Here is a 12,740-nt window from a genome sequence, read left to right on the forward strand (position 1 = left end):
TTAATTTACTTGCTGGCATATACAATTTAGATTGGGTGAAAGATAAACAATTAAATTGATTGAAAAATGATTTATGAAGGAAGTCTAATGATTCATGGAAAATATTATGTTATTGATAATGTTTTAAATGATTAATAAAAATAAGCTTTTTTGAGTTAATAACAGGAAAAAATCGTTATTTTTCGAGGATGGCATGAAATTCGCTTTGTTCATTTTATTCCATCTGTCCAGCTTTGACCCATCCATTGAAGCAAATATGGGATGATGTGTTAAAGACTTCCTATAGCAATAAAACTTCAAGATCAAGAATAGGTACAAATTTGAAATCAGCACTTTTCAGCATGACAATTTTGGCCTTGGCCATGACTACGGGGCAAGCCTCCTGGGCAAAATCATCTGCACATCCGGATAAAGTTTTAAACCTGGCTTTTGAAGCACCTGATGATGGTTTTGATATGGTCAAAACCTATAATTTTTATAGTGGTAGCGTTGCTGAAGCCATTTTTGAACCCTTGTTGCGTTATGACTATCTGGCGCGGCCTGCAATCCTGGCTCCAAATACAGTCGAATCTTTACCCAAGGTTGAGCAGGATGGCAAAGTTTATACCTTTAAAATCAAGCCAGGAATTTATTTTAGTCCTGATCCTGTATTTCAGGGCAAGAAGCGTGAACTGGTGGCGCGTGATTATATCTACTCCATGCAAAGGATCATGGATCCCAAAAATCATTCTCCTTCTTTTTCTTTTATTGATGGAAAAATCCTTGGGGCAGATCAGGTCATCCAGCAGGCTAAAAAAACTGGCAAGTTCAACTACGATGCGCCTATTCCCGGTTTAAAAGCACTAGATAAATATACTTTACGAATCACCTTGACCCGTTCCGATCTGAATTTTCCATATATTCTGGCCTATGTGGCTTTTAGTGGTACCGCACGGGAAGCGATCGAACATTATGGTCATCGGGCAGGTCAGCATCCGGTTGGAACAGGAGCGTATCAGTTACACAAATATGTTCCGCGTAGCCGTATTGAACTGACTGCCAACCCGAATTATCGCGGTTTTGTCTGGAACTTTAAGGGCGATGGTTCCGAATGGGATCAACGTATTATCAAAGCCATGCAAGGCAAGCAGATGCCGCAAATTGGCAAGGTCAAAATCAGTATTATTGAAGAGGAACAGTCTCGCTGGCTGGCTTTAAAGTCTGGACAACTGGACTATGACAAACTCACTGCGAGCGGCGCCGAACAGGCACTGGAAAATAAGCAGCTGAAAAGTGAATACAAGAAAAAAGGCATCCTGCACTATCCGAATAAAGAACCGGAAATTACCTATACCATCATGAATATGCGTGATCCGTTAATTGGTGGGAATTCACTGGAAAAAATTGCCTTACGTCGTGCTCTCGCCTTGTCCTATAACCAGAAAGAAGCTATCCAGCAGTTGTACAAAGGTCATGCCGATAAAGCTGAAATGATTTTGCCAGAGGGCGTGGGTGGACATGACCCGACGTATAAAAGCAGTATTGCTTATAACCCATTACTGGCCAATAAACTGCTTGACCGCTTTGGCTATAAGAAAGGCGCTGATGGTTACCGAACCTTGCCTGATGGCAAACCTTTGACACTAAAAATGAATTCAACCAGCTCAAGCTCTTCGGTGATTTCTGCAGAGTTATGGAAAAAGAATCTGGATGCGATCGGGGTGCGAATTGAGTTCAAGGTTAGTAATTTTGCTGACAATCTAAAAGAAGCCACCCAATGCAAACATATGATGTGGGGGGGAGCCTGGATTGCGGACTATCCGGAAGGGGAAAACTTTGCCCAGTTACTGTATGGGCCAAATGCGCAGCAAGGCAACCTGAGTTGCTATACCTCAAAAGCCTACGACGCATTGTACCAGACCGCGATGAAACTGCCGCCGCAGCAGCGGACGCCATATTATGAGCAGATGAACCGTCAGATGGAGGCCGATAATCCATGGATTCTGCACAATACCCGTATACGCAACTGGTTGATTCATCCGCATGTACAGGGCTTTAAGGCCCATCCGGTGACCAGAGCAGTTTGGCAATATATGGATATTGAACCTGTTAAAAAATAACTTGAGAAGATTAAGAACCAGTATGAATGTGAATAAAAATACTTTAAAAAAACTGGCCAGTGGGGTGTTAGTGGCCGGTTTGATGATGGCAGGGAGTGCATCGACATGGGCCAGCAATCCTGCCAACCCGAATAAGGTTTTAAAAACAGTATTTCTGGCAGCTGAAACCGGTTTTGATCCGGGTTATATCCAGGACCGTTATTCAGCCAAAATTAATGCCGCGATTTTTGAAACCTTATTTACCTATGATTATCTGGCCTCGCCAGCAAAATTAGTGCCATTGACTGCGGTCAGTCTGCCTCAAGTCAGTGCGGATGGCCTGACTTATACCATCAAAATCAAAAAGGGTATTTATTTTGCCAATGATCCGGTCTTTGGCGGTAAAAAACGTGAACTGACTTCGTATGACTATGCTTATAGCTTGAAACGTCTACTGGACCCAAAGCTGCATTCACCGAACAGCTGGTTGCTGGATGGCCGAATTAAAGGGCTGGAAGCATGGATGGTCCTCACCAAAAAGAATGGCAAAGCCTATGAAAATCCGTTTGAAGGTATTCAGACTCCAGACCGCTATACCTTGGTATTAAAGCTGAATAATCCGGATCAGAATTTTCCGATGTTGCTGGCACATGGGCCTGCCGCTGCAGTAGCTCGTGAAGTGATTGAAAAATATAAAGACAAGGCGGGTTGGGTCATGAATAGGCCAGTGGGAACTGGTCCTTATGTGCTCAGCCGCTGGACACCCGGCTCACGGATTATCTTAAAACCAAATCCGGCTTATCGTGGTTTTGTCTGGGACTTTAAAGCCAGTGGTGCAGAAGATCAGGCCATTGTAAAAGCCATGCAGGGCAAAAAAATGCCTCAAATCGGTACTATTGATGTGCGTGTTATTGAAGAAGCGCAATCCCGGATGCTGGCATTTAAGAAAAATGAACTGGACTTGCTCGAAATTGAGGGTGATATCGTCGTTCAGGCCCTCGATGGTGACAAATTAAAGCCTGAGCTGGCTCAGCAGGGAGTGAAGCTGTCACGTATTTTAGAGCCCTCCATTAGTTATCATTACTGGAATATGCAAAACCCGGTCGTGGGTGGTTTCGCGCCAGAAAAAATTGCCTTACGTCGTGCCATGGCGATGGCATTTTCTGTGGAAAACATGATCAATGTATTACTTAAGGGAGATGGAGCAAAACTGCATATGCCTGTTCCGCCAGGGATAGCCGGCTATTCGCCTGCTTATAAAAGCAGTATTCCCTATTCAGTCAAAGCAGCCAACATGTTGCTCGACCGCTATAACTACAAGATCGGTGCAGATGGCTGGCGAAAGACACCTGAAGGTAAACCTCTGGTGATTGAACTGATTACTGGGAATACCAGTCGGGGCCAGCAACAGGGTGAGTTCTGGAAAAAGACCCTGGACAGTATTCATATTCAGCTGACCAGTAAGGCTATGCCATTCGCTGAAGGCATCAAGCTGGAAAAGCAATGTAAAACCATGTTCAAGAGTTCTGCATGGATTGCCGATTATCCAGACGCTGACAACTTTATGCAGTTGTTCTATGGCAAGAATGTCAATGTCACCAACAATGCCTGCTTTAAACATCCTGAATTCGACCGTCTATACGAACAAACCCAGAGCATGCCGCCAGGCCCTGAGCGTGATCTGCTTTATCGCAAAATGACCCGGATTCTCGAAGTCAACATGCCGACCCTGATGCTCTATAGCACCTACCGTAATGCCTTGACCCAACCCCAAATTATTGGACATAAGTCCCATCCGATTCTGTCTTCAGAATGGATGTATATCGATATTAATACGAAAAAGTAAGAAAAAATCTGGAGATGAATATGAAATCAAAGTCTTTAAAATTAAGTACCTTATGTTTAATGATAATGGGGGGATATCAGGGTGTAGCGGCAGATACCCAAGTACAGCTGCTGCCATTGTTCAAGGCTGCAGAAATTCCGTCTTTATGTGATGCCAGTCTGGCTTCCATGCAAAAAGATATCCAGATATTTGAAAATAAGAAAATTAAAAATAAAGCCAAGGCAGGGCCTTATCTGGCTGAATGGGATGAGTTGCATGCCAAAGCCCGGGATTTCGGTGCTGCAGTAGGACTATATAGTAATGTCGATCCGGATCCTGCATTGCGTCAGGCAGCCGATGACTGTGAACTTAAAATCAGCAAATACCAGACCACCCTGTATCAGAATCCTAAACTGTATGCCCAGTTCAAGAAACTGAAAGCCAGCGATCCGATTGATCAGAAATTTTTAGAAGATATTCTGGAACAGTTTGAGAATACCGGGGTACAACTCAGTGCAGAAAAACAGAAACGACTGAAAGAAATTATTGAAGAAAGTACCAAACTGGGGCAGGACTTTTCCAAAAATGTGCGAGATAACCCTGAAAAAGTTGAATTTACTCCAGCTGAAATGAAAGGCCTGCCAGAAAGTTACATCGCAAATTTAAAGAAAAATGAAAAGGGCAATTATCTGCTTGGCTTTGATTATCCGGAATACCAGCCTTTTATGGAGCTGGCAGAAAGTGATGAAGCACGCAAACGTTACCAGACTGCTTACACGCGTCGCGGGACCGAACAAAACCTGCAATTCATGAAAAATGCCATTGATCTGCGTTATGAAATGGCACAACTTTTTGATAAGGAAAGCTATGCTCATTCTGCGCTTGAATTCCGTATGGCCAAAACTCCTGAAGCAGTGAACGGTTTTCTGGATGAGGTTTATGCCAAAGTTGCACCTCTAGAAAAGCAGGATGTAGAACAATTACGCCAGTTCAAGGCTGAAACTTTAAAAGTTCCGTTAGAGAAAGCAGAAATTACACGCTGGAATCAGGGTTATTGGAGTGAAAAACTGCGTCAGGCCAAATACAAGGTAGACCAGGAAAAATTGCGGGATTATTTCCCGACAGAAGCATCGCAAAAATGGTTATTCGCTATTTCTTCGGAACTCTATGGCATTGAGTTCAAGCCGGTGAAAGTCAAGGCCTGGCATGATGAAGTGGAATATTATGCGGTACATGACAAGGCTACGGGCGAATTCCTGGGCGGATTATATGTTGATAAATACCCGCGTGAAGGCAAATATGGGCATGCAGCTGTCTGGGGAGCTTATGGCGGCAGTACCCTGAATCAGCGTCGTCCGGTATCGGTACTGGTGACCAATTTTAACCGTAAGGGCTTGAACAGCAATGAACTGGAAACCTTTGTGCATGAAATGGGTCATGCCTTGCACGGGATTCTTTCGAAGACCCGCTATACAGAACAGTCTGGTACCTCGGTAGAGCGTGACTTTGTAGAAGCACCATCACAGATGTATGAAGAGTGGGCACGCCGTCTGGAAACCTTGTCAAAAGTAGCAGATTACTGTGAGCCGGCATGTCCTCGGGTGGATGCTGCCATGACCGAGCGCTTAAAGAATGTGAAGAATTACGGCCGAGGCCTGCATTATGCCCGTCAGGCTTTATATGCCCAATATGATATGGCCTTGCATGGTAAAGATGCAAAAAACATTGAGCCTTTAAAACTCTGGCAGGATATGGAAGGTAAAACTGCCTTGGGTTATGTTAACGGTCAGCAGTTCCCGGGACAGTTCGGGCATCTGATGGGCGGCTATCAGGCAGGTTACTATAGCTATATGTGGTCTGAGGTCATTGCCCTGGATATGCTTTCCTCCTTTGGCGATCAGCTGATGGACAAGAAAGTCGGTGCGCATTATCGCAATACGGTCCTGGCTCAAGGTGGTCAAAAGCATGGCGAGCAAATGGTGAAAGACTTCTTGGGTCGTGATCCGGACAGCAAAGCTTTCTTTAATGAAATCTCTGGAAAAAATTAAGGAAGACAAGCGATGCTGGCATATATTATTCGACGGCTTTGGCAAATGATCCCGACCATGCTCGGGGTGATTTTGCTGATATTCCTGCTGTTTAACTGGGTAGGCGGAGACCCTGCCTATATTCTGGCCGGTAAAATGGCCAATGCGGAACAGATTGAAAACATCCGTCAGCAACTGGGTGTGGATCAACCGTATTACGTACAACTCTGGATCTTTATCAAGCAGATTTTAACCTTTGATTATGGGGTGAGCTGGAGCACCGGGGAGTCGGTGGCACAGATTATCACTACCCGTTTGGGGCCCTCACTGACCATTTTGATTCCACTGACCATTCTGCAAACTATTATTTCTATCATTTTGGCTTTGGGGGTGGCTTCGGTTCGTGGTTCTTTGACTGATCGCATGATCATGATGCTGTGTACGATCGGTATGTCGATCAGTATTCTGGTATACATCATCGTGTTCCAGTATTTCCTGGCTTATGAATTGAGCTGGTTTCCGGTACAGGGCTGGAGTGATAATTTCGCCGATAATCTTTTCAAATATGCCTTGTTACCTGTGCTGATTATGTTGGTGGTAAGTATTGCACCAACACTACGCCTGTATCGTAGTTTCGTACTGGATGAAGTTAATCAGGACTATGTACGTACTGCGCGTGCCAAAGGCCTGGGTGAAAACCGTATCATGGGCGTGCATGTCTTGCGCAATGCCTCGATTCCGATTATTACCGATGTCATGGCAGGACTTCCGGCACTGCTGATCGGTGCTTTCCTGATCGAACGTTTTTTTGGTATTCCGGGAATTGGCCGTGAAGTTATTATTGCGGTAGAACGTTCCGATTTTCCTGTGATTAAAGCCATTACGGTCTATGTCGCTGCTGCGACCATGATATTCAACCTGATCGCCGATCTGATCTATAAATGGGTCGATCCGCGTGTACAGTTGAAGTAGGTGAATTATGCTGAGTGCGATATTTAAAAAAGAACAAGCGGCTGAAGCAGCACCTGAATCGGCTTCAACAGGCTTATGGCAACTGGCCATGCGCCGTTTGAAACGTGACCGGATTGCCATGTTTTCCCTGTATGTGGTGCTGTTTTATCTGCTGCTGCTGGTACTGTCAATGAGCGGCCTGATTGCCAAAGACTGGAATAAAGAAGTAGCGGTCAGCTATGCACCGCCGAGTTTTATCAGTGCAGCGCCAGTTCCGGCTGGATCTGATGCAGAACAGGGTACAGAATCTGTGCCTCTACCGGTCAATCCAGTTGATCCTTTAAAAGATGTCATTGCTGAATTGAATGCTGAAATTGCTGCTGAGCAGGGTGCTGGTGCAGGCATCGATTATTATGGAGTGGTCGATCCGCTGGCAGAAGACATGAAGGCCATTAATCAGGAACTCGGCGGCCAGCTGATGGATGAAAGTGGGGAACTCAAGCAAAGTCTGGTCTTCGGTGCCGATAAATGGGGTCAGGATGTTTTACAGAAAACCATCAAGGGGGCTGAAACCTCGATTCTGGTTGGACTGATTGCAGCCTTTGTCGCTGTACTGATTGGGACTGCACTGGGTGCAATAGCAGGTTACTTTGGTGGCTGGGTCGATGATGTCCTCAACTGGTTTTATAATATCTTTACCTCGATTCCCTACCTGTTGCTGGTTTTGGCGATTGCCGCAGTGTTACAGCAGAAAGGTATTTTATCAATCATCCTGATTTTAGGTCTGACTGGCTGGACCGGGGTCTTCCGTTTGGTTCGTGCCGAATACATGAAACATACAGCACGTGAATATGTGCTGGCTGCCAAGGCGATTGGCGTGAGTAATATGCGTCGTATGTTTGTCCATATTTTTCCCAATGTCAGCCATATTGCCCTGGTGCAGATGTCTATTCTGGTGGTGGCATTTATCAAGTCTGAAGTCATTTTGAGCTTCCTTGGTTTCGGTGTGCCTATCGGGGTAGTGTCATGGGGCAGTATGCTAAATGAAGCGCAAAGCGAGTTGATTTTGGGTAAATGGTGGCAACTGGCGGCAGCCTCAATCGCCATGGCGGTATTGGTGACTGCTTTCTCGATGTTTACCGATGCACTCCGTGATGCATTAGATCCAAAACTGAAATAGGAGCGCAACGATGTCTGAAATCAATCCAAGCACAGCACCTGCGCTACTTCGCGTAGAAAATCTGCGAGTCAGTTTTAAAGGTGAAAATAAAGAATATATTGAAACCGTAAAAGGAGTTTCTTTCGAGATTCCGGCCAATACCACGGTTGCACTGGTAGGCGAATCGGGGAGTGGCAAGTCGGTCACTTCCCTGGCCACTATGGGCCTGCTTCCGGCAGAAAGCGCACGTATTTCAGAAGATAGCCAGATTATCTTTGAAGGGAAAAACCTGCTCAAGCTTAAAACCCGTGAAATGCGCCAGATGTGTGGCAAAGACATTGCCATGATTTTTCAGGAGCCGATGTCTTCGCTAAATCCGGTATTTACGGTAGGCATGCAGATTGCAGAAATCTTGCAACTACATTTAGGCATGAATAAAAAACAGGCGCGGCAACGTACCCTGGAGCTCCTCAAAGAAGTGGGGATCCCTGCGCCAGAAACTAAAATTGATGCCTATCCGGGGCAGCTTTCCGGTGGACAGCAGCAACGGGTCATGATTGCCATGGCTATTGCCTGTGAACCGAAACTGTTGATTGCAGATGAACCGACCACCGCTCTGGATGTGACTATTCAAAAGCAGATTCTGGACTTGCTGGAATCGCTACGTCAGCGTCGTCAGATGTCGATGCTGTTTATTACCCATGATCTGGCATTGGTTGGTGAAATTGCCGATCAGGTGATTGTGATGCGCCATGGGGAAATCCGTGAACAGGGTCCGGTTCGGGAGGTGCTGGACCGGCCTCAGGACATGTATACCAAAGCCTTGTTGCACTGCCGCCCGCAACTCTCGCAACGTCCGTTACGTTTGCCGATGATCAGCGATTTTATGAAACAGGATGGTTCAACCTGGCTGGAAGATATTCGTCTGAATACTCAGCTTCCGCAACGTTCACGTGGACTAAAGGGCGGAGAGGAAATTATTCTGGATGTACGGGATCTGCAAAAATCTTTTTATAGTCGTAAAGGACTGTTTGGCAAAGATGAGTTTCAAGCAGTAAAAGGAGTTTCTTTTCAGCTGGCCAAAGGCAAGACCTTGGGGTTGGTCGGGGAGTCCGGTTCGGGTAAAACCACCATTGGCTTGTTGCTGATGCGTCTGCAAAAGGCTACGGGCGGTAAGGCACTGTTTCAGGGTCGGGACATTCTGGACATGTCGGAACAGGAATTTACCCAGTATCAACGTAAAATCCAGATCATTTTCCAGAATCCCTATGCTTCTCTGAATCCGCGCTTTACCGTAGGGCAAATCCTGATGGAACCGATGCAGATTCACAAGATTGGTCAGGATGATGCCGAACGCAAACAAATGGCTCTGGATTTGCTGGAACGGGTCAGCTTGCCTGCTCAGGCTTTTTATCGCTACCCGCATGAGTTTTCCGGTGGTCAGCGTCAGCGGATTGCAATCGCACGTTGCCTGACCTTAAAGCCTGAGATTTTGATCTGCGATGAATCGGTCTCGGCACTGGATGTCTCAGTACAGGCGCAGGTGCTGAATTTACTGCAAGATTTACAGGATGAATTTGGACTCAGCTATATCTTTATTTCACATGATTTGTCGGTAGTGAAATATATTTCAGATCAGATCATGGTGCTGAATCATGGTGAATTGGTGGAAATCGCCAATTCAGATGAATTGTATCAATCTCCACAGCATGAATATACCAAGCGTTTACTCGGTGCCATTCCGCAAGGGATTCCACAAAGTGCCTGATGCATAAGGCATAAAAAAAGTCAGGCAATGTGCCTGACTTTTTTTATTTATCTTAATTAAAACTTTTTAAAGCCTTTGTTGATACCGTATGGACGACGCGGCGCATTTTCATCACGCTCTTCACGACGACCAAAGCCTTGATCCGGACGGTTTTCACGACGCACAAACTGAGTGCCATTCTGGTTTTCAGCTCTGTCACGACGACCATAAGCATTGTCATCACGACGCTCACGGCCAGTATTATTTTGTGGTTGCTCATCACTGTCACGACGTTGCTGACGCAAGAAACCACCACGGCGTGCAGCCATCGGTTTGTCCTGCATACGCTCGTTACGGCGTTTCGCCATACCAAACAAGCCAGTGCCTTGACGTGGCTTCAATTCCACAGCTTTGGTCAGGTTGTCGATATCGTTTTTATCCAGTTCAATCCAGCGACCAGTACGCAATTCACGTGGCAGAATCACAGTACCATAGCGGGTACGTAGTAGACGGCTGACTTTCAGGCCTTGTGATTCAAAGATACGACGGACTTCACGGTTACGACCTTCTTTCACCACGACTTGGAACCAACGGTTGATCCCGTCACCGCCCAGTTCAGAGAAAGATTCGAATTTTGCCGGACCATCGTCAAGCACTACGCCTTTGAGCATGTTATTGCGAATTTGTGGTGTAACTTCACCCATGACACGAACTGCATATTCACGTTCGATTTCATTCGATGGGTGCATCAAGCGATTCGCAAGTTCACCATCATTTGTGAACAAGAGTAGACCGGTCGAGTTAATATCCAGACGACCCACCATCACCCAGCGATCGCCCGGAATAGCAGGCAGCTGTTCAAACACGGTCGGACGGTTTTCAGGATCGCTACGTGAACAAATCTCGCCTTCAGGCTTGTAATAGATAATGACACGACGACGGATTTCGTCTTCAATCTGAAAGGCAACTTTACGACCATCGATGCGAAGCTCATCACCTGGTTCGATTCGTTCACCCACTTGGGCAATTTGCCCGTTGACACTTACACGACCCGCGGCAATGACTTCTTCCATATAACGGCGAGAACCCAAACCAACGCGTGCAAGCACCTTTTGCAACTTTTCACTCATGACAGCATAACCTTAGAAATAATTATCAACAGTTCACCTATTTATGACTTCGGTGCATTCGCATCGAGGGCCATAAAAGCTTCCTTGGCATCCTGCAGGGGAGGCAATTGGCCCAAACTATTCAGGCCAAACGCATTTAAAAATTGTGGCGTTGTCATTAACAACGCAGGTCTTCCAGGGAGTTCACGAAATCCGGACTCTTTAATCCAGTTCCAGTCAAACAGCGTACGCAGGTTTTGACTGTTATTCGTAACACCACGAATCTGTTCAATATCCGCTCGAGTCACTGGCTGGTGATAAGCAATCACCGCAAGTGTCTCCAGTAATGAAGGCGACAAGCGAGCCGGTCGCTCTGGCCAGGTCTGTGCAATAATATTACGATATTTTGCACGTACTTGAAAACGATAACCTTGTGCTGTTTCAATCAGTTCGATTGAACGGCCATGCATCAGCATGGAAAGTTGTTGTAAATACTGACGTAATTCCTGTTTGCTATAGCGATCCTGAAAAGCTTCTTTCAGACGCGCCAATGAAACAGCAGAGTCGCTGGCAAAAATAATAGCTTCAAGCTGCATTAATACTTCATGCAGATTATCTTCTGCAGATAAAAGCGTATTTTGATCGAGTGTCATTGACTGGCTCCTTGAATCGCGAGCGGGGCTTCAATACCTGTAGCAATAATCTGAATTTTTTGTTGTCGGGTCAGTTCCAGCACCGCCATAAAGGTCACCACCATACCCATACGGCCTTGGCTCGGTTTTAACAAGGCCTTAAAGCTAAGTACTTCGCCAGTTTCAATACAACTTTCAATATAGGCAATTCGTTCTTCCAGCAGTACCGGTTCCTGTTGTACCTGATGAATCACGGGTTCAGGACGATTAAATATACAGAGCAAGGCATCACGCAATAAATCGCTTGAATAGCCTTCATTCGGCTGCTGGATTTCACCCAGACTGACGTTAGTGGTGAAAGTGTCTCGTTCCAGAATTGGCATCTGCCCCAGACGTTCTGCTGCCTGTTTAATTCTTAAATAATTTTCTAAACGGTCAATCAGTTCTTGTTTTGGATCCTGTTCAATCGCAGTCAGGCTTTTTGGTTTAGGTAAAAGCAAACGCGATTTCAGATCTGCCAGTAAGGCTGCCATCACCATATAATCGGCCGTCAGCTCGATATTCAGGGATTTCATCGCGTCCATATAAGACAAATACTGCGCTGCAATCGGCGCGATATCGACCTGTAACAGATCAAAACCGTTTTTTTGAATCAGGTAAATTAAAAAGTCGAGTGGGCCTTCAAAATGTTCTAATAAGATTTCAAATGCCGCTGGAGGAATGTACAGATCCTCTGGAATTGTATCCTGCCATTCATCCAGAACCCGAATGTGCGGAGCAGATTCCATAGTGTTATGGATAATTTGAGTCATTACAATTATAGGCCACGCGAATTTTCAAAGGCATGCAAAGGCTTGATTTTCGGTATCTGATCGAAAGAAAAGCACAGGATTAAGCGTTGTCATTGTACTGGAAAAGTAACTTTAAATAAATTAAATAAGCCGTCAAAGCCATAAAAACTTAAAAAAATAATGGAATTTATCTGCGATTTTAAAATAGCACAAAGGAAAATGGCAGAATCGGGCGGGAAATGCAGCGGTGATTTTCATGCTAAATTGGCTCTCATAATTAAGCTTATCTGGTAGATGATGCCAGTTGATTCACTTCAAAACTCGATCAATACATTAGACTTCCGTCATAAATCAAAAAACGTACAATTTATTTGATCTTAAATTAATCAGCAAAATTATTTAATTCAAGAGATAATCCTTG

9 protein-coding genes are annotated in these 12,740 nt (G+C 45.3%); 6 read left to right on the forward strand and 3 right to left on the reverse strand.

The features are described from left to right. Window positions 1-341: 341 nt before the first annotated feature. The 6 genes from NI469_RS14415 to NI469_RS14440 are packed head-to-tail and all read left to right on the forward strand — an operon-like array spanning window position 342 to window position 9,808. Window positions 342-2,099, forward strand: a complete 1,758-nt coding sequence (locus NI469_RS14415; RefSeq protein WP_253175585.1) for an ABC transporter substrate-binding protein — start codon at window positions 342-344, stop codon at window positions 2,097-2,099. 22 nt (window positions 2,100-2,121) lie between these two features. After that, on the forward strand, window positions 2,122-3,924 hold the full coding sequence (locus tag NI469_RS14420) for an ABC transporter substrate-binding protein (RefSeq protein ID WP_253175586.1): 1,803 nt from the start codon (window positions 2,122-2,124) through the stop codon (window positions 3,922-3,924). Between the two features lie 20 nt (window positions 3,925-3,944). Continuing rightward, the gene (locus NI469_RS14425) at window positions 3,945-5,951 is read left to right on the forward strand and encodes a M3 family metallopeptidase (RefSeq protein ID WP_253175587.1); all 2,007 of its coding nucleotides are present in this window, start codon (window positions 3,945-3,947) and stop codon (window positions 5,949-5,951) included. Between the two features lie 12 nt (window positions 5,952-5,963). Beyond that, window positions 5,964-6,902 (forward strand): ABC transporter permease, encoded by a 939-nt coding sequence (locus NI469_RS14430; protein WP_004279216.1) that lies wholly within the window; start codon window positions 5,964-5,966, stop codon window positions 6,900-6,902. Window positions 6,903-6,909: 7 nt separating this feature from the next. Continuing rightward, the gene (locus tag NI469_RS14435) at window positions 6,910-8,061 is read left to right on the forward strand and encodes an ABC transporter permease (protein ID WP_253175588.1); all 1,152 of its coding nucleotides are present in this window, start codon (window positions 6,910-6,912) and stop codon (window positions 8,059-8,061) included. 10 nt (window positions 8,062-8,071) lie between these two features. Continuing rightward, window positions 8,072-9,808: an ABC transporter ATP-binding protein gene (locus NI469_RS14440; RefSeq protein WP_253175589.1), complete on the forward strand. Its 1,737-nt coding sequence runs from the start codon at window positions 8,072-8,074 to the stop codon at window positions 9,806-9,808. A 56-nt stretch (window positions 9,809-9,864) separates the two neighbouring features. On the opposite strand, the gene rluB is transcribed toward NI469_RS14440, so the two are convergent. Genes rluB through NI469_RS14455 form a run of 3 tightly spaced genes read right to left on the reverse strand, consistent with a single transcriptional unit; the run spans window position 9,865 to window position 12,340 of the window. After that, window positions 9,865-10,917 carry a 23S rRNA pseudouridine(2605) synthase RluB gene (gene rluB / locus NI469_RS14445; RefSeq protein WP_004646093.1) on the reverse strand — a complete coding sequence of 351 codons (1,053 nt, stop codon included), beginning with the start codon at window positions 10,915-10,917 and terminating at the stop codon, window positions 9,865-9,867. A 41-nt stretch (window positions 10,918-10,958) separates the two neighbouring features. After that, the gene (gene scpB, locus NI469_RS14450) at window positions 10,959-11,549 is read right to left on the reverse strand and encodes an SMC-Scp complex subunit ScpB (protein WP_005104832.1); all 591 of its coding nucleotides are present in this window, start codon (window positions 11,547-11,549) and stop codon (window positions 10,959-10,961) included. Beyond that, window positions 11,546-12,340, reverse strand: a complete 795-nt coding sequence (locus tag NI469_RS14455; RefSeq protein ID WP_253175590.1) for a segregation and condensation protein A — start codon at window positions 12,338-12,340, stop codon at window positions 11,546-11,548. The genes scpB and NI469_RS14455 overlap by 4 nt, the downstream gene beginning before the upstream one ends. Between the last annotated feature and the right edge of the window lie 400 nt (window positions 12,341-12,740).

The sequence above is a fragment of the Acinetobacter lwoffii genome (genome assembly GCF_024129735.1).
In the GTDB taxonomy this organism is placed as follows: Bacteria; Pseudomonadota; Gammaproteobacteria; order Pseudomonadales; family Moraxellaceae; genus Acinetobacter; species Acinetobacter lwoffii_H.

Excerpts from the sequence above, each read along its gene's own strand:
- NI469_RS14415 (WP_253175585.1), top strand. The coding sequence starts at position 342 with ATGACAATTTTGGCCTTGGCCATGACTACGGGGCAAGCCTCCTGGGCA.
- NI469_RS14420 (WP_253175586.1), top strand. The coding sequence starts at position 2,122 with ATGAATGTGAATAAAAATACTTTAAAAAAACTGGCCAGTGGGGTGTTA.
- NI469_RS14425 (WP_253175587.1), top strand. The coding sequence starts at position 3,945 with ATGAAATCAAAGTCTTTAAAATTAAGTACCTTATGTTTAATGATAATG.
- NI469_RS14430 (WP_004279216.1), top strand. The coding sequence starts at position 5,964 with ATGCTGGCATATATTATTCGACGGCTTTGGCAAATGATCCCGACCATG.
- NI469_RS14435 (WP_253175588.1), top strand. The coding sequence starts at position 6,910 with ATGCTGAGTGCGATATTTAAAAAAGAACAAGCGGCTGAAGCAGCACCT.
- NI469_RS14440 (WP_253175589.1), top strand. The coding sequence starts at position 8,072 with ATGTCTGAAATCAATCCAAGCACAGCACCTGCGCTACTTCGCGTAGAA.
- rluB (WP_004646093.1), bottom strand. The coding sequence starts at position 10,917 with ATGAGTGAAAAGTTGCAAAAGGTGCTTGCACGCGTTGGTTTGGGTTCT.
- scpB (WP_005104832.1), bottom strand. The coding sequence starts at position 11,549 with ATGACACTCGATCAAAATACGCTTTTATCTGCAGAAGATAATCTGCAT.
- NI469_RS14455 (WP_253175590.1), bottom strand. The coding sequence starts at position 12,340 with ATGACTCAAATTATCCATAACACTATGGAATCTGCTCCGCACATTCGG.